The organism is Aquiflexum sp., assembly GCF_041751335.1.
GTDB lineage: Bacteria > Bacteroidota > Bacteroidia > Cytophagales > Cyclobacteriaceae > Aquiflexum.
Map to the genome: position 1 here is coordinate 13660 of NZ_JBGSXS010000326.1, position 18124 is coordinate 31783.

Sequence of the window (18124 nt, forward strand, 5' to 3'; positions counted from 1 at the left end):
GGAAAGAATCGTATAACCTTTTTTTTATTAATCATATTCAACATTGCATAATTATTGTTATTATTTTTCATAAAACGAATTCAATACAAAATAAATCAATGTGGCATTTTATAAATATTGGAGCCGGAACGCAGACCTTTAACTATGCTTGAGCGATCTAGAAAACTCCACCTTCGTTGGTTGATTACCACCACTGTTATTCTATTGGGAGTACTGATAATAGGATATGTCCAATTCAGTTCCAATCAGAATTGGTCCGATAAATCAAAGTTCTATAATGACCTCATAATTGATTTGGAACATTTGACCAAAGAATTCGAGTATTTGGAAAAAATGGTGCTCTCTCAGAATCTCCTTGCTTATTCAGGCCAATTGGAGGATTTTTTCGATTCCAAAAGTCTAATACACGATCAAATATCCGAGTTGGAGATTTACATCGGAACCATAGATTTTGAAAAATCAGACCTCGACAGTTTGATGGGATTGAGCAATAGTTACCTCTTTACGTATCAAAATTTTTTGTTGGAAAAAGCTCAAACACAAGAAGCAGAAGTATGGCTGAAAGCTCATATGGAACTCTCTGACTTTCAAATTTTTGATTACTTGGATTTCCTAAGCCAAAAAGAAAGAGATGCGCTTTCAGACCAAAGTATAAAATTCAAGCGTTTTTGGACAATATATTATTTTTCATCTATTGGATTGTTGATATTCCTCTTTTTCATGGGTTTTGTTTATCAGCGAGTGATCAATTCAGAATTTGATACCTGTGATGAGGCAATGCTTCAGAATAAAATCAATGATGAGATGTTCGAACATTCGGAACAGCTAGCAGGATTAGGTCATGGATTCCTAAACTTAAATTCCAAAAAGATGGTTTTTTCATCCAATCTTTTTGGGATACTGGGTTTTCCGCCAAAGGCATTTCACCCATCCATTAAAGGCTATCTCAGACAAATCCACCCAGAGGACAGACGAAAAGTGATTGACGCCATGAAATCACTATCACTCACAAATGATACCATACAGACCAACATCAGAATAATTGCAGACTCAGGCGAGTTAAAATACGTGGATTTTCTTGCCATTTTGAGGATTGAAAATCAGGAAAGGATACTTATTTTTGTTAATAGGGACGCCACACCTGAAAAGGTCTCGGAGCTCAAATTGCTTGAATTAAATCATAGCCTTTCTTTACAAAACAAGATGTTTAGTCATGTAAAAGAAATTGCAGCCGTTAGTTATTATATCATTGAACTTGAAACAAACTCAATCGTTTTTTCGGACAACCTATTTCGGATGCTAGGTTTAGAACCAAATTCTTTTAGAGTCTCTAAGGAAATTCTTGTCCAATTTGCTATGGAAGAAGATAAAATTGCAGTTTCAAATTGGCTTGATCCCCAATCCGAAATTGTGGATTTGAATCACCTTCCTTTAAAATTCAATACCATCTACGGTGAAACAAAATTCATTAGCTTTAGTAGGGAGTTTTTTGAAGATAGCGGAAGGGTACTTTTGGTGACACTCAAAGACGTGACCGCAGAAGCACTCATCAACCAACAGCTTGAACTTCAGAATCAAGAACTTTCCCGAAATAACGCTGAATTAGCTTCATTTAACCACATTGCGAGTCATGACCTTCAAGAACCTTTACGCAAAATTCAAACCTTTGTCTCCTTGATTGATTCCTTAAAAGACCCCAACTTTAACCTAAAAGCAAAGGACTATTTTTTCGGAATCCAAAGGTCAGCCAACAGGATGCAGCTTTTAATCCTGGATCTTCTCCAATTCTCAAAGATTTCAAAAGCTGAAATGGTTTTTGAACAGAGAGATCTTACAAGTATCCTCAGGTCAGCTATTGATGAACTTAACTTATTGATCGAAGAAAGTAAAGCGGTAGTTCATATTAATGAACTGCCCACAGCAGAAGTAGTACCACATCAAATGCAACAATTATTCAAAAATTTGATTCAGAATTCTCTGAAATTTGGCAAAAAGGAGTTCCCCATTCGCATCCAAATCGGGATGGAATTGCCAACAGAAAATGAATTGGATCAATACCCAGGTATTTTTAAAGAGGATTTGATCAAAATCACCATTTCTGACAATGGGATTGGTTTTGAACAGATTCATGCGGATTCGATTTTTGTGATATTTAAAAGGCTACATGGTATTTTGGAGTTTCCGGGTTCGGGTATTGGACTTGCCATTTGCAAAAGAATAATTGAAAACCACAAGGGGAAAATATTCGCTACAAGTAGTCCTGGGAAAGGAGCAAAATTCACATTTATAATTCCAAAATACCAATACCAAAATGAAAATGGTGAAGGTCATTTAAAATCTAATTTTCCGCCTAGCATTATATCATTCGATTGATTTGCAATAGGGTTAATATTATTGTGCTTATAGATTTTTGGGTATGAGACAATGTGGGCAAAAAAAGTTACGAAATTGGAAATGTTTTTAACGCGGGGGTTATTAATCCCAAATCAAAATACCTTCTTTGTAGATTTACTTTTCACTGATAATTGACATTTTTTAATCGCATATTTTGATTTTTGAACTCAAATAGGGAGATTTTCATTTCTATTTTTTTGAAATATGGATGAAATTTGTTCTTGTTTTGGAGCGGGGAATGATAATTGGAGACTACCTTTTATATTTTCTAACTAAACCAAAATAATTATGAAAAATTCAATTAGGCAACAAATCATTTCCGCTTCAAGCTTGGAAGGAACCGATGTAAGGACACCTGCAGATGAAAGTATCGGAGATATTAAGGACATCATGATTGATCTCCAATCAGGTGAGATTTCATATCTTGTGCTTTCAGTAAATACAGGCTTCCTGAATTTGCAAAACAAATATTTTGCAGTCCCATTGGGAGCATTTAATTTTGATAATTTACGAGACGATTATACGAGTAAGAATGTCCTTGTACTGGATGTTTCCAAAGAAAGATTAGAAAACTCCCCGGGCTTTGACAAAGACAACTGGCCATCTCATCCTGATTCTACTTTTGTCGATTCAGTCAATTCCTATTATGGCATGGACGACAGCAATGAATCTTCAAGGTTTGACCTTTCCGGTGATCCTAGACTTGATGATGCTAGATCAAGTGATTCATCCTTTGATGATGATGATTCCGGACTAGGTGAATCCAGACGGGATGACATGAGGCATGATAATATTAGACTTTAATTTATTGGGATTAATTCTATAAGAAGGCAGGGATTTTTTCTGCCTTCTTTTTATTCTAACCCTTATACCATCTGTATTTACCTCATCTCCTCCTGCCATTTGATCAAAAATTGGCGATGCGGATTATGCCCAATTGTGGCGCATGTAAAGTGATTTTTATTGAAATGCCCTAAAATATGATTAAGGGGACAATGAAGGAAAATCTCCCAAAAACAGCAAACTAACATCTATATGGAATTTTTTGAAAGTTTAGAATTTTTCGGATCATATAAAATCATCCTCTTGTTTTTAGGATTGGCTATTCTTGGAGCTACCTACCTACCCAGACTTCTTGCTGCTTACCCGGTTTCTATGCCCATGGTCATATTAATTTTGGGTATTTTTGCCAGTTGGTTACCGCTAAATATTGATCCCGACTTTATTTTTTCTAAACCAAGGCTTTTGGAACGTGTGACCGAAATAGCGGTTATCATAGCCCTTATGGAAGCAGGTCTGAAGATAGACCGGCTTTTTGATTGGAAATCATGGAGAATTCCCTTGAGATTAATAAGCATCACGATGCTTCTCACCATTGTGCTAATTGGGTTGACAGGTTGGTGGCTATTGGGACTTCTGCCCGCGACAGCATTGCTATTGGGTGCTGTAGTTGCTCCTACCGACCCAGTACTGGCAAGCGCTATACAGGTAGCAGGTCCCAACAAAGGAGCAAAAGATGAAGAGTCTGGTAAAGAAGAAAATGAGCCAAATCGAGATGAAGATGAGGTAAGATTTTCCCTTACCTCAGAAGCAGGTTTGAATGATGGATTGGCCTTTCCTTTTACCTATTTAGCGATTTTTATAGCAGGATCAGGATTCAGTCAGGAATTGGTTTGGTCATGGTTTGCAACTCACGTAATTTACAAAATTGGAATAGCGCTGGTCATAGGTTATTTTGGCGGGCGGCTTGCCGGAAAATACCTTCTATCACTATCAGTTTACAGTGACCATTCCAAAGCAATCTCAGGACTAGCATCTTTGGCGCTCACATTTATCCTTTACGGCGTGACCGAACTATTGGCTGGTTATGGTTTTATTGCGGTATTTGTAGGAGCCCTTTCATGGCGAATGTATGATCCCAGTCATTTACAACATTCCCAATTTCACGGCTTTATTGACAAAATACAGCGGATATTGACTGGTTGCTTGATTCTTATTTTCGGAATAATTATTGGCATGGGATTTTTGGCGAATGTCACAAAGGAAGAAATCATCACTTCTTTTATCATTGTTTTTTTGGTCAGACCATTATCTGGGATTTTGGGTCTTTTAGGTTCAGATATTCCCAAAAAAGATAGGTGGGCAATTAGCTTTTTGGGGTTGAGAGGAATAGGGTCACTGTATTATTTTTATTATGCCATAAATATCCAAGACTTTGAAGGACAAAATTCGGTATTAACCATCCTGATGCTTATTATTCTCTTTTCAATTATAATCCATGGAATATTGGGCCCTTTGATTATGAAATACATCGATTCCACCAAAGGTCAAGAAAGCGGCTACCAATAATTTGAAATTATACTTCTTGGAACTATCTTAGGTCGGTGATTTGACTATGATTCTAATAGTCAATATTTGCTAAACTCCCCAATTAAAAATTCATGTTAAAGAATCATTCCTTTCGGAATGACAAAATGAAAATTATTGATTTTCGCCCAATATCCAACTGGAAAATATATTACTATCTATTTTAATTACTTAATATCCTAAAAATGGGAAATCAATTTGTTGAATTTATTCAAAATCTGTTTGACACATCGGATTTTCCCGCAAGATGGAATTGCGGAAAGTGGTCTGATTTTCATGGCTGGTTTTATATCATAGGTGACCTGATGGTCTGGTCAGCCTATTTTACCATTCCAGTAATCATATTAGGCTATGTATACAAAAGGAAAGATGTTCGATTTCACCGCATTTACTTTCTTTTTGCAGCTTTTATCCTCTCTTGTGGAGCCACCCACTTGTTAGACGCAGCTATCTTTTGGATTCCCTTGTATCGGTTGAGTGCCCTTTCGCTTTTTATTACCGGAGTGGTAAGTTGGACGACAGTTTTTTACCTTATCAAACTGGCTCCCCAAGCGCTTTCACTGAAAACAGCCGAGGATTTGGAAGCTGAGGTGGATATCCGAATAAAAGCTGAGAAGGAGTTGAAAATCAAGCTCAGACAACTGAATGAGGCTCAGGCACTAGCTCGTATGGGCTCTTGGGAATGGGAGGTAGCTCCCAATAAACTTTCCTGGTCAGATGAAATGTTTAATGTTTACGATCTTTCTGTTTCTTCTGAGGGATTATCCTTTGAGGATTTTTTGGGTTATGTTCATCAAGAGGATAGGGAGTTTGTGGGTGATACCATACAGCAGGCATTAATGGAAAAGAAATTTCCAGACTTTTTTCACCGGATTGTTACTCCCAAAGGGAATGTCAAAACACTTCATGCTAAAGGAAGCATCATCCTTGATTCGGAGGGTGAAATAGTCAAAATGATTGGTACCGGACAAGATGTAACCCATCAAAAACAAGCTGAACAAGCATTGGTTTATAAATCCCGAGAGCTCCAAGAGGTCAACAAGGAATTGCAAAAATTTGCTTATGTTGCCTCCCATGATTTGCAGGAGCCTTTGCGTAAAATAAAGACATTTATCTCTCTTCTTGAGCCCCGGATGACTTCAATCTATGATGACGATAAATGTCATGGCTACCTCAAAAAGATAGATGCGGCGGCCTCCAGAATGCAGAGTCTGATGCAAGATATTCTGAATTTTTCCAGGATTTCGTCGGCTACTGTTGAATTTGAAAACCTCGATTTAAATCTGGTGGTAGATGATGTCCTGATTGATATGGAAATTTCTATCCTGAGTTCCCAAGCCAGAATCACCGTGCAGCCTTTACCGGAAATCACAGGAAATAAATCTCAATGGATACAGTTGTTTCAAAACCTGATAAGCAATGCAATAAAATACGCCAAACCAGGTTCCGGCCCTTTAATTGATATCAGTTCGAAAATCGTAAATGGAGATTCATTACCTTCTAGTTCATCTTTGAAATCCCACTATAAATTCAAAGAGTGGGATGATAATTACTATTGGGCCCGGGAAAAATTCTGCAGCATTTCTGTCCGGGACCAAGGTATTGGCATAGAACCTGAATATTATACGAAAATTTTTGAGGCATTTCAACGGCTACATACCCTTAATGAGTATGAGGGCACGGGCATAGGATTGGCCATTTGTAAAAAAATCGTAGATTATCATCATGGCATTATATATGTTAATAGCACCAAAGATGGCACAATTTTCACTATTGTCGTACCGGTCTCGCAAGACAATTTTGAAGTCATTCAACAAAATCAAGGATTCTGACTCTAAGCTTAAATTATATGGAAGTTGCAATTAATAGCCGCTCTAAAAATCATAACATTAATAGCCTTTTAAAAAAAACGGTAGCAGTTCCGATAGGAAATACTGAAAACCAGGTAAAACATCAAATGGAAATCATCATTGTCGATGATGATGAAGATGATCAAGAATTTTTGGCAGAAGCTATCAGTGAATTCTCTTCAAATATCAAGGTTAGGTTTGCTGGAAACGGGAAGGAACTCATGAAACAGCTCGGAGAACTGGCCCTACCGGATTTGGTATTTTTGGACTTGAATATGCCTCTCATGAATGGATTTGAATGTTTGGCTTTAATAAAAAAAGATCCAAAGTTTAAGGATCTTCCTGTGCTAATATATTCTACATCAGCTAATCCAGAACAGATTGAAAAAACCTTCCAAGAAGGCGCATACTTCTATATCCAAAAACCAAATAATATCGCTCAGTTAAAAACTATTGTTAAAAAAGTAATGGTAATCACAAAGGATCACTCAACAAATAGACCAAATAGGAAAGAATTTTTGATAAGAAGTTGATTTTGGACCGTAAGGCCAACATTTGAAAATAATAATTCTAAACTATTTGGGAAAGGTTGTAATTTTATATTCATTTGATGAAATTTTCAACACATGAGACGTCAGCTTCTGGAGTTATTCCAGGCCTTTACCTACGGTATATTTTGTGTCTCAATTATTGCTGCTTCAATGTGGTTTTCCAAAACTTCTGAAACCAGTCCATCTCGTACCATTGAAGCATCTTTTGAGAAAGTAAGCAAAGGTAATGGAACCGTTTACTTGGACTGGAAAACCATCTTCTTTTCGGGAAGCAGCATTTCATCATTTTCTTCACAAGAAAATAACATAAACCAAATGGGAGCATTTAGCAGTGTTTTCGGCGATCTCTCTTTCAATGAATATCAATCATTTTTAAGTTTTGAAATAAGTGAAAGGCTGAAATTCACCAACATCTTGGACCAACTGCACCACAGTTATTTCTTTTTCTGATAAAATCCAGTAATTAATTTCATTCCGCTTTCTTGACCATTTGACAGCAAGCAAAAACAATCCAATTCATTTAATTATTTAGATTTTCTACCTTCTTATTGATGGAAAATAAAACTTTGGCTAAGGATGCCTGGGGTTCTAGGTTAGGTCTAATTCTGGCTATGGCAGGCAATGCTGTAGGTCTTGGAAACTTCTTACGCTTTCCCGTTCAGGCCGTTCAAAACGGCGGAGGCGCATTTATCATTCCTTCTCTTGTTTGTTTTTTGATCCTGGGCATACCTCTCTTATTTATTGAATGGTCTTCCGGACGGTTTGGGGGTAAATTTGGCAATCACAGTACACCCTTTATTCTCGATACTATGGGCAAAGGGAGGCTGTGGAAATATGTCGGTGTATTTGGTATTTTCACTAATATCGCCGTTGTGGCATATTATACTTATATAGAGTCATGGAGCTTGTCCTATGTCCTTCACACATTATTAGGAACATTTGAAGGCATGTCGCAGACTCAAGTTGCCCAGTTTTTCGACGATTACATTTCGATAGGCTCAAGCACTACAGGCATTCCATTTGAACCTATAGTGTTCTATGTTTTGGTCTTAATTCTGAATGTTTACATCTTATCCAAAGGACTTGGTGGAATAGAAAAAGCTGCTAAGATAGGGATGCCCCTTTTAATCCTGTTTGGTATCATACTGGCTACCAAAGCCCTGACTCTGGGAGAATCAGGCCGTTCTGTACAATTTCCCGATGCGAGCGCATGGGATGGATTGAATTTTCTTTGGACACCTCAATATGACTCTTTACTCAACCCAAAGGTTTGGTTGGCAGCTGCCGGTCAAATCTTTTTTACACTATCTGTAGGAATGGGTACCATTCAGTGTTATGCTTCTTACCTGAAAGCCAATGACGATGTCGCATTGAATTCCGTTTCGGCGGGCTTTATGAATGAATTTGTAGAGGTAGTGCTCGGAAGCGCTATCGTAATTCCAATAGCTGCAGGCTTTTTAGGTTTGGATTGGGTATTGGAAAACGCTGGCTTTGGCATGGCGTTTCAGACGATGCCATTTCTCTTTCAGCAATGGGGCCCCGTAATGGCATCATTTTCCGGGGTTTTCTGGTTTGGTTTGTTGTTTTTTGCAGGCATCACTTCATCACTCGCCATGGGTACACCTTGGATGGGTTTTATGAAAGATGAATTTGGTTGGGGTATGAAAAGAGGAGCTTGGTCTTTTGGGCTGTTGGCTTTGATTATGGGATTGCCGACTGTCCTTTTTTATCATCATGGCTTTTTTGATGAGTACGATTATTGGGGCGGAACTGTCAGCTTAGTCATTTTCGCCTTATTGGAATCCATCTTGTTTTCATGGGTTTTTGGGATCAACAAAGGCTGGCAGGAAATTACCGATGGTGCAGACATTCAAGTGCCAGTAATCTACAAGTTCATCATCAAATATATCACTCCTTTATTACTCATTTTGGTGTTTCTAGGAGCATTGGTGACACCTCAAGGAAATGATTGGATGTCCAATATTTACAACTTATTTAGCGGCGATTCATGGCAATTGGATAATAGCTCCATCATCAGAAAGTTGTCATTGTATGAATACAAGAATCAACTTTTGGAAGCTAAAACCCAACTCGACCGGGAGGTCATAGAAGATAAGATATTTTATTCCAACTTTGCAAGAATCCAATTGGTATCACTCTTTCTATTCATTGCATTATTAGTTTACTACGCAAATACTCGAAGAACTAAATTATTGACAAAATGAACCTTATACCCTTACTTGTACTCCTAGTTACCCAAAGTTTAGTGACAGGCGCAACGATCTATTTCTTGTGGAAGGTCATGAAAACACCGTTGGAAGACGAGGAAATCTATGATGCAAATCGAATACTTAATCCCTATTGTTGCTTTTATCCTGGCAGCTTATTCGGTGATCGGCAATGACGTCATTCAGACCCTGGGTACTTTCCTCACTTCCAACAGTGACAAAAAGTGGTGGATTCTGTGGCTATATGCTTCAGTCATCCTGGCTGCTCTTTTGATTTATGGGTGGTATGTGCACAATGGGGATGTTTCTTATGGGAGACTGGAGCAGATACCATTGCCTGAAAACATGGCTTTGTGGTATTTGATCCCTCCTGTGGTTTTGATAATTCTGACCCGCATGGGATTTCCGGTCAGTACCACCTTTCTCATCCTGAGTGTCTTTTCAACTCAAGCGGTCATCGAAAAAATGATCATCAAATCCGTACTAGGATATGGAGTGGCTTTTGTATTTGCAGTGGGTCTTTACCTGCTTATTGCAAATAAATTGGAGTCAAAAGAAAGCTTACAGCGTTCAGGAAAATCAACTAATAGGAAGTGGTTGATTGCCCAATGGGTTTCCACCGGTTTGCTTTGGGGACAATGGCTCATTCAGGATTTTGCCAACATCTATGTATATCTTCCCAGAAAGCTCGGTGTCCAGGAATTGATATTTTCTCTATTCATCATTTTGGGGTTGATGGCATATTTGTTCAAAACAAGAGGTGGTAAAATCCAGGAGATTGTCAATTCCAAATCCAATACAAGACACATACGTTCTGCAACAATCATCGACTTGGTTTATGCATTGATTCTCTATCTATTCGCAAACTTCAGCAATATCCCCATGAGTACTACATGGGTATTTATTGGTATTTTGGCAGGAAGAGAAATGGCGATTAGCTATAGATTGAACAAGCATGAAATGAAAAAATCAAGAAATGTAATTATCAAAGACCTTTACAAGGTTAATGTTGGACTAGTTGTCAGTGTTTTGATCGCTTACCTAATAGGATACCTTAATTCAAATTATTAAAACCAAATTAAATTATATTTAATGAAGTTTAAAGAAAAAAAAGATAAGACAAAGTGATAAATAATGAAATTATACTACGAAATTTGACGTAAAATCAAAACATTCCCATCAACTCATTTTATTTGAAAAGCAAAGTTTACAGATGAATAAAATATTCAAAATTTACTTCAGCATTTTCTTAGCGCTCTTGATGGGAATGCAGGGAATTCTTTTGCATCATGATGCGCAATCGCCCAGCACAACCATATCTTCTCATGATGAGAAACTGTCCACAGCTGAGATTTCAATAGATGAATACGCCAAATCTTCTCCTGTAACTATTAAAGGAGAAAGTCAGGCTTCTACGCATGGATTGAAGTTTAAATTTGCCCTTCCGGATTTGTTCTATTCCAATAGATTTAACCTTAAGTTTATTGAATTGAGCATCAAAAGGCAAATCAACCTGGCTAATCAGGTTGACTTGTATTTTGGCATTCGAGAGATAAAATTTCCTTCACACTTTTTTTGGTAATTGGCAGATTAGAAATGGCTTTAATAAGCCCTGCAGCAATATATATATAGGCTGTACTATTTTGTAAATTTTCTATCATCTGGCAAACTTTAAAAGTTTGCAAACCAAGTTAATTCCATTCGTCATGAACACTGTAATATATTTGCAAAAAGAAGAAATCCCATCCATCAAGTTTCCTAAAATTGATGTCCTGACCAACGCCATTGAAATCAAATTAAGAGAAAAAGATTTAGAAAGAGCATGTTCCCTCGGTAACCTGGAACACACAAAAGTGAAAATCACTTTTGCGGATGCTGAAATGTCTTTATATGAAATAGAGACTACTGTATGGGCGATTACTGAGGATAGCCTTTGCTTAAAAGGTCACCTCTCTTTGCCCAAACGGGCCATCATTGCCTTGAGTTAATGATTTGGGAGCCTTAATTTGGCTCCCAAATTTTTACAAATCGATTTGCTTATTCAGCATCACTTCCAATTCTCAATTTTAAACTTATTCTTGAGAGAGAATATGGTTTTGATCTGGGATTAAGACTATCGGTAATGATGGTGATTAAAAATTAACCTTCAACGCCACAGAACTAAAAAAAAATAATCAACAATCGAAAGACTAAACCTTCTGAAAAAACTATAAACATATGACTATATTTCTTATTAGCTCCTTGGTAGCTATTATTGTTTCATTTCTCTGCTCATTGACAGAAGCAGCACTATTGAGTTTAAACAGCGTGAAAATTGAGACTGACAAACAAAAAGGTCTGAAATATGCAATTATTCTTGATAAACTAAAAGGGAATATTAACAGGCCAATTGCTGCCATATTGATTTTGAATACCGTTGCCCATACAGGTGGGGCAACAATTGCCGGAAGTGCTTTTGACGAAATTTATGGAGACGAATGGATTTGGGTATTTTCAGTTGTGTTTACAATCATCATACTATTTGGAACAGAAATCCTTCCAAAAGTCATTGGTGTTTCTAACTCAGATAATTTATCTAAATACATTGCCATGCCTTTAGACATTACAATTAAGGCACTTTATCCCCTCATTTACCTTACAGACCTTTTCAATAGATTGATTTTGAAGAAAAAAGATAAAACCGTAAAATATTCTTTAGAAGACATTCAGACAATTGCCAAAGTAGCTCAGGTAGAAAACATTATCAACAAGGATCAGGAAGATATAATCATTAAAACCTCAAATCTGAAAAGCAGAAAAATAGATGAAATCATGCTCCCGCTTTCGGAAGTCATATATTTTCCAGAGACTATTGGCATTGATGATTACTACGCCTTAGCTGAAAAACATTTGCATACTAGATATCCTGTTAGCAGGACGGATTCACCTCAGGATATATTTGGTTATCTGAATTTCAAAGAGATTGCTTTACAGTGGGATAATATATCATTAGGTAACCTACAAAAATTCATCAGACCAATTCTATTTGTCAAAAGTACGCAAAGTATCATCCAAGTGCTTAAAGACCTAAATACAAAAAGGTATCATTTGGCAATTGTAGAAAATGAAAATGGAGAATTTAAAGGTTTGGTGACCTTAGAGGATATTGTGGAAGAAATAGTAGGTGAAATTGCAGATGAATTTGATAGTGAATGACCTGGCGCTGTTTTGAGCCTCTTCGGCAAGAAGGTGTAAAATACGATCAGAAGGGTCAGGAAATAAGGTTTAAATTAATTTAAGCTTTTCTACTTACTCTCAGGCAGGACTTTCAGTCCTTCTATCTCCAAATCCCTTAGCTTCATGCCAGCAAGGATGAACTCATCGGTTTCCACATGCTTTTTGAATTCAAAAATCAACTTAAGCAATAGCTTACCTTTCTGAATTCTATCCATGGGAAACGGGTTTAAATTGGCACTAGTGATCTTGTGAAGCTTTTCTTCTATCTGCCTTTCTCTCTTTTCCAGTTCTGCTATAATCTCAAAGACATCCATTGTTAATATTATAAACATTTTTATGTTTATAATATCGGCGTAATAATTTCACACGCAAAGAATATTTTTAAAGATTTTCGGTCAATTCAAGTCAATTTTGACCAAAAAACTAAAGTTCTAAAGCACATTTATTGTAAATCCAACCAAAAACAATCAAATTGTTTGATGATATTTTTCACCTCTAATTCAGGAAAATGAAAGCCAACGAATTACAAATCATCAATTTTTTACAGAAACCTAGAGTTCGGATTGTTATACCTGTTTATCAAAGGAACTACGACTGGACCACGACAGAGTGTGAGGAGCTTTTGAAAGATATTATTTCAGTCCGGGAGGAAAACCGAAGTTCACAATTAAAAATCTATAAGACGTTTATTCCAGTTTCATTAAATGTTTTCATATTGAAAACTTTTCTATATCTTAGAACGTTTAAAATAGTCAGTATTGTTCAGATCAGCTATATCAGACAATGGATATTTATCAAATTCATTGGAACACATGCAGAATATGATAAAGTTGATGCAAATACAGTTGAACAGTTTTAAATCGTAAAATCCAATCGTAGATATGAAATGGGATAAAATCATCACCACAGAGCAAGAATATGAAAAAGCTTTAAAGAGGCTTTCCACAATATTTGATGCGAATCTAGGTAGTCCTGAAGGGATGGAAGCAGAACTCTTGGTTACACTTGTAGAAAAGTATGAAAAGGAGCATTACCCTATCGCTTTACCCGAACCGATCACAGCCGTCAAAGAAGCAATGGAAATGAAAGGATTAAAGGACAAAGACTTAATTCAGGCAATTGGAAGTAAGACTACTGTTAGCCTTGTTCTCAATCGCAAGCGAGCATTGACCATAGATATGATCAGAAACCTCAGAGAGCTTCTTGGACTCCCAGTAGAAGTTTTAATTCAGCCATATGAACTCAATGGTAAGCAAGAGATGGTAAATTGAATCTAAGTTAACTTAGTTCTGACCTGAAGCAGAGAGTGGGGGATTCGAACCCCCGGTACGCTTTAACACGTACGACAGTTTAGCAAACTGCTGGTTTAAGCCACTCACCCAACTCTCTATATTCAAGAAACATCATCTGCTTCCCAAAGTGATGCAAATATAAATGATATTTCGTCAGATAAACAAAATTGGGAACCCAATATATCGATCAGCTATCAGGTTAATAATTTTAAGACGCTGTGATTCAACAACAAAAATTACCTCAGTTTCTTTTATAAACTGCAAAAGCTTCTCTTTCCTTCTTTTGGCAACTTCTAATACTATGCCGTTTTCAAAAAACAAAAACCCCCCTTTCCTTTTTGGTATAGGATAACTTTGGAAACAATAATCAAATTAAAGTTGTGAATCCCTGTAACCAAAAGGTGTCAAAATAGCCTCATTTTCTGTTTTTTTTTTGGTTTTTAAAAATTTAATATCCAGTTAATTTGATTTAAATGAAGAAGTCTTATATTCGTGTCCTTTTGAAATAATTAAAGATGGATATGGATTTTATTTTGGTAAAAATACCCTGTTTACGGTATTTTCTTGAATTTTATTAATAGCTACCTTTAACACCTGAGTAATCTAAGGTTCAGATTACGCTCATATATCAACTGGTTTTCTCCTAATGGCATTAAATTGGAACCAAAACAAAGTGGAATGATAAAAACGCTACAATTATGATAATTAATTCTCTTCTAGGTACCATCTCAGTCGTCTCAAGTCTTCAAAATCATGATAAACTTTGTATCAAGTCCAAAAGTAAGGAAGTATTGATGCGTATGTTTGATGAGAAAAGAATAACCAATTATGAATCAGATGATTATAATTATTCTATTGAAGTTTGTAAGCAAGAATTTGCCCACACTATGATCATTTTGATCAAAGAAATTAATTACCCTGATTTTGTTCAGGAAATGTCTGATTTGGAAATATCCAGAAATCAGATAATGGCTTAAAGCATATTTTTTTTTAAAAATTTTCAGAATTATTTTAGCATTGGTTTTAATATCTTTTTTGTTTCTCAAACTTTCAAAAATGTATTTGGATATCACTTTTGGTTTAGAGAAATATTCTGATCTAATCCATTGGATGTCAATTTTTTAAGTTTGGATTATAAATCATTCTAATAATGATTATATTGCATGCCCTTTTGATTTTTATGGATAAATCAAATTGTATTTGCTTATTAATCACCCTAAGTAATTCATTTTCTAATGATTCAAACCAAAGAGATAGAAGCACATCTTCCTATATATTTAAAGAAGTCTTCCAACCTTTTGGTGATGGTTTTAGACTTAGAAGGTAGTGGTTTGTACTCTAATGCTTACTTTAAGAAATTTTTTGAAATATTAGATTTAACAGATGAACTTATTTCATTTTATGATTTAATTAATGATTCCGAAAAAATTGATTTTGAGTTAGTTATAGATAAATCAATTCAATCGCCAAATAAAGTTTACAAACTTCGACAAAAGCACTTAATGCATGTGATCTGTTGGGAGTTTTCTGTACTTAATAATATTGAAGGTGATATTTTGGGTATTTTGGGGATCGGGACACCTCAGGAAGAAATTGATGTATTAATAGGGTTGGAAAACAAAAAAATCAATCCTCAAACTGACATTTGTTTTCAGATTAACGCCAATTGGGAAATTCAATATGCCAACCCAATGGCTGAATCGCTATTTGGTACTGAGTTGGCTGAACTCATCAAACAAAAGGTTTGGCATGTTTTTAAACATCCAAAGATCTATGAATATGCCTTGGAATTTAAGAAAGCCAAAGAATCAGGATCTGCTAGAACATTTGAAGATTACATTCCTGAATTAGGCAAATGGTATCAGGTAATCATTAATCCTCAAAATGACTTACTCGATGTTTTCTTTAAAGATATTTCAGAAGTTCAGGGACTTACGCGTCAAAATAATCTGATGCAATTGGCTTTAGAGGCCGTTATGGAAAATGCCTCAGAAATTTTCTTCCTGATGACCAATGAAATGAGAATCATCAAGTTCAATGCACTTGCAAAATATTTGGTGCATCATGTATTCAATAAGGAACTAAAAGAAAATGAAAGATTTGTTCATTACTTGCTACCTGGGATAGAAGAAATTTTTCTAAAAAATATTGATGAGATTTTTGGGGGTAAAACTGTAGAATTCGATCAGATTGTTCAATTTCCGGATCCATCTGAAAATAGATTATTTCATCATCAATTTATTCCAATATGTGACGCAAACCATAAAGTAGTTTGCATTGTATATCGGGCCAAAGATCTGCAGCATAGTTTAAATCATTTTGAGAAGGTTCTTAAAAATAATGATTTACTCAGAGATATCATTTATACCCAAAGTAATGTTTTACGCTCACCACTTTCTTCCATCTTGGGATTACTTGATTTGATTGATAAGAAACAACTGAATAAAGAAAACCAACAATATTTTTCATACCTCAAGCCGCTTGCGGAGGAACTTGATCAGATAATCCGAAACAATACCAAAAAAATGAACCAATCCGATACTTTTTGGGATTGAATATCTTTTAAACAATAATCATTTCACAAAGTTATTTTGTCAACAGTCAAAATATATATAGAAATGAAAGAAGTATTAAAAGAATTGAAACCCAATAGAGATTGGCAGCAAAATGAAAGTCAATTAAATGCAGATACGGGAGGTTTTTTAATTAAGGATGGTTTGTTTATCAGAAACAAAGGAAATTTGATAAAAGTCAAATGGACCGATATCATGTGGCTGAAAGGGGACGGCAATTATACCACATTAGTCACTCGAACTCAAGTCTATTCACTTCGAAATATTCTAAAAGAGTTTGAAGCAGTACTACCAAATACCGACTTTTTCAGGATTCACAAAAGCTATATTGTAAGATTGGATGAAATCAACAGCATCAATCCAAGAGAGGTGACAATCGGAAAAGACGCTGTACCTGTTGGCAGGACTTATTTTCAGGATTTGATCAATGGAATAAAGAAATTAGGTTCGGGAAGTACCGACTAAAGTTTAGTTTCCCCAAAGTATGCTTGAATCACCATAACTTAGAAATCTATAATTCTTGCTCAGTGCTTCATCGTAAATTTCTCTCCACTTTCCCTGTGTAAAAGCGGCAACCAATAAAATCAATGTAGATGAAGGTTGATGGAAATTGGTGATCAATCCATCACAGACTCTAAAATCATATCCTGGCATGATGAAAATCTCAGTAGTTCCAGAGATTTCATTTATTTTTTTATTTGTCATAAAATTTAAGATTGCTTCAAAACTCTCGCTTCGACCCGGCAATTTTTCAAAATCTGAATAGGGATACAGTTTGTTAATGGAAAAATCAGAATCATCTGAATTCAATATTTTCACGCCAAACCAATATAAACTCTCTAATGTCCTCATAGACGTCGTACCGACAGCTATGATTTTTTCCTGATGAAGGCTTAGGTTCCTGATGGTATCAATTTCAATAACCATTTGTTCGCTGTGCATAGGATGGTCTGTGACAGTTTCATCCTTGATGGGTTGAAAAGTACCTGCACCTACATGAAGCGTCAAAAACTCTTGCTTTACATTTAATGATCTTAATTTCTCTAAAACCTCATCTGTAAAATGCAAGCCGGCTGTTGGTGCAGCGACAGCCCCTTCCTTTTTGGAATAAACAGTTTGGTATCGAGGTTTATCCTCCTTTGTAACCTTTCTGCCCAAATATGGTGGGAGAGGTACCTCACCCGTAGCCTCTACAATTGAAACGAATGGTATGTTTTGATCGGTCCAGGACAATTCAACCAATTTATTATTTCTATCGATCAGTCGAGCACTGAGAATGTAGGATTGCCCATTGATCGTCACTTGACCATGAAGTATTTCGCCATCTTTCCATTTCTTAAGGTTTCCGATCATGGATTCCCATACCACAGGTCCCTTTTGCAACATTATTTCATTGATAACAACACTTGGTGAAACTGGTTTAAGAAGAAAAATTTCAATTTTGGCACCTGTATCTCTTTGAAATATAAGCCTCGCTGGAATCACTTTGGTATTATTGAAAACCAGCATACTACCAGCTGAAATTATATCTGGAAGCTCAAAAAACTGATGATGAGAGATCTTACCGTCTCGAAACTGAATAAGCTTTGAATTGTCTCTTTTTTCGAGCGGGAACTTTGCGATTCTGTCCTCCGGTAAGGTATATTCGTAATC

The 18124-nt window shown here is 36.1% G+C and carries 18 protein-coding genes and 1 tRNA gene; 16 read left to right on the forward strand and 3 right to left on the reverse strand.

Annotated features, from left to right (window positions below; all coding sequences use genetic code 11):
* The first annotated feature begins 144 nt into the window (after positions 1-144).
* The 11 genes from ACEW8U_RS18155 to ACEW8U_RS18205 all read left to right on the forward strand — a co-directional run bounded on the left by ACEW8U_RS18155 (position 145) and on the right by ACEW8U_RS18205 (position 12585).
* Positions 145-2373, forward strand: coding sequence for an ATP-binding protein (locus ACEW8U_RS18155; protein WP_373523475.1), 2229 nt, complete (start codon positions 145-147; stop codon positions 2371-2373).
* 309 nt (positions 2374-2682) lie between these two features.
* Entirely contained in the window at positions 2683-3198 is a 516-nt protein-coding gene (locus tag ACEW8U_RS18160; RefSeq protein WP_373523476.1) for a PRC-barrel domain-containing protein, read from the forward strand.
* A 231-nt stretch (positions 3199-3429) separates the two neighbouring features.
* On the forward strand, positions 3430-4743 hold the full coding sequence (locus tag ACEW8U_RS18165; RefSeq protein WP_373523477.1) for a cation:proton antiporter: 1314 nt from the start codon (positions 3430-3432) through the stop codon (positions 4741-4743).
* A gap of 203 nt (positions 4744-4946) precedes the next feature.
* Positions 4947-6593 (forward strand): ATP-binding protein, encoded by a 1647-nt coding sequence (locus tag ACEW8U_RS18170; protein ID WP_373523478.1) that lies wholly within the window; start codon positions 4947-4949, stop codon positions 6591-6593.
* Positions 6594-6610: 17 nt separating this feature from the next.
* Positions 6611-7144: a response regulator gene (locus tag ACEW8U_RS18175; RefSeq protein WP_373523479.1), complete on the forward strand. Its 534-nt coding sequence runs from the start codon at positions 6611-6613 to the stop codon at positions 7142-7144.
* 93 nt (positions 7145-7237) lie between these two features.
* Positions 7238-7612, forward strand: a complete 375-nt coding sequence (locus ACEW8U_RS18180; protein WP_373523480.1) for a hypothetical protein — start codon at positions 7238-7240, stop codon at positions 7610-7612.
* Between the two features lie 101 nt (positions 7613-7713).
* Entirely contained in the window at positions 7714-9387 is a 1674-nt protein-coding gene (locus tag ACEW8U_RS18185; protein WP_373523481.1) for a sodium:calcium symporter, read from the forward strand.
* Positions 9388-9495: 108 nt separating this feature from the next.
* On the forward strand, positions 9496-10461 hold the full coding sequence (locus tag ACEW8U_RS18190) for a hypothetical protein (RefSeq protein ID WP_373523482.1): 966 nt from the start codon (positions 9496-9498) through the stop codon (positions 10459-10461).
* A gap of 142 nt (positions 10462-10603) precedes the next feature.
* Complete coding sequence (locus tag ACEW8U_RS18195) at positions 10604-10972, forward strand: hypothetical protein (protein WP_373523483.1); 369 nt, start codon at positions 10604-10606, stop codon at positions 10970-10972.
* Positions 10973-11096: 124 nt separating this feature from the next.
* Complete coding sequence (locus ACEW8U_RS18200; RefSeq protein ID WP_373523484.1) at positions 11097-11378, forward strand: hypothetical protein; 282 nt, start codon at positions 11097-11099, stop codon at positions 11376-11378.
* 229 nt (positions 11379-11607) lie between these two features.
* The gene (locus tag ACEW8U_RS18205) at positions 11608-12585 is read left to right on the forward strand and encodes a CNNM domain-containing protein (protein ID WP_373523485.1); all 978 of its coding nucleotides are present in this window, start codon (positions 11608-11610) and stop codon (positions 12583-12585) included.
* A gap of 89 nt (positions 12586-12674) precedes the next feature.
* Here ACEW8U_RS18205 and ACEW8U_RS18210 read toward each other — a convergent pair whose 3' ends face one another.
* Positions 12675-12938, reverse strand: coding sequence for a hypothetical protein (locus ACEW8U_RS18210; RefSeq protein WP_373523486.1), 264 nt, complete (start codon positions 12936-12938; stop codon positions 12675-12677).
* Between the two features lie 176 nt (positions 12939-13114).
* Here ACEW8U_RS18210 and ACEW8U_RS18215 point away from each other — a divergent pair, with 176 nt between their 5' ends.
* Together ACEW8U_RS18215 and ACEW8U_RS18220 are read left to right on the forward strand one after the other, a co-directional pair.
* A complete protein-coding gene (locus tag ACEW8U_RS18215; protein ID WP_373523487.1) occupies positions 13115-13465 on the forward strand; it encodes a type II toxin-antitoxin system HigB family toxin in 351 nt (116 codons plus the stop codon).
* 22 nt (positions 13466-13487) lie between these two features.
* Positions 13488-13877, forward strand: a complete 390-nt coding sequence (locus ACEW8U_RS18220) for a type II toxin-antitoxin system HigA family antitoxin (RefSeq protein WP_373523488.1) — start codon at positions 13488-13490, stop codon at positions 13875-13877.
* 29 nt (positions 13878-13906) lie between these two features.
* On the opposite strand, the gene ACEW8U_RS18225 is transcribed toward ACEW8U_RS18220, so the two are convergent.
* A tRNA-Ser gene (locus tag ACEW8U_RS18225) sits at positions 13907-13995 on the reverse strand.
* Positions 13996-14596: 601 nt separating this feature from the next.
* On the opposite strand from ACEW8U_RS18225, the gene ACEW8U_RS18230 reads away from it, so the two are divergent.
* The 3 genes from ACEW8U_RS18230 (at position 14597) to ACEW8U_RS18240 (ending at position 16936) form a co-directional block, all read left to right on the forward strand.
* Positions 14597-14875 carry a hypothetical protein gene (locus tag ACEW8U_RS18230; protein WP_373523489.1) on the forward strand — a complete coding sequence of 93 codons (279 nt, stop codon included), beginning with the start codon at positions 14597-14599 and terminating at the stop codon, positions 14873-14875.
* A gap of 258 nt (positions 14876-15133) precedes the next feature.
* Positions 15134-16453 carry a hypothetical protein gene (locus tag ACEW8U_RS18235; RefSeq protein ID WP_373523490.1) on the forward strand — a complete coding sequence of 440 codons (1320 nt, stop codon included), beginning with the start codon at positions 15134-15136 and terminating at the stop codon, positions 16451-16453.
* Positions 16454-16516: 63 nt separating this feature from the next.
* Complete coding sequence (locus ACEW8U_RS18240) at positions 16517-16936, forward strand: LytR/AlgR family response regulator transcription factor (protein WP_373523491.1); 420 nt, start codon at positions 16517-16519, stop codon at positions 16934-16936.
* 3 nt (positions 16937-16939) lie between these two features.
* On the opposite strand, the gene ACEW8U_RS18245 is transcribed toward ACEW8U_RS18240, so the two are convergent.
* Positions 16940-18124 (reverse strand): S-adenosylmethionine:tRNA ribosyltransferase-isomerase (locus ACEW8U_RS18245; protein ID WP_373523492.1); only part of this gene is annotated, 1185 nt, incomplete at its 5' end.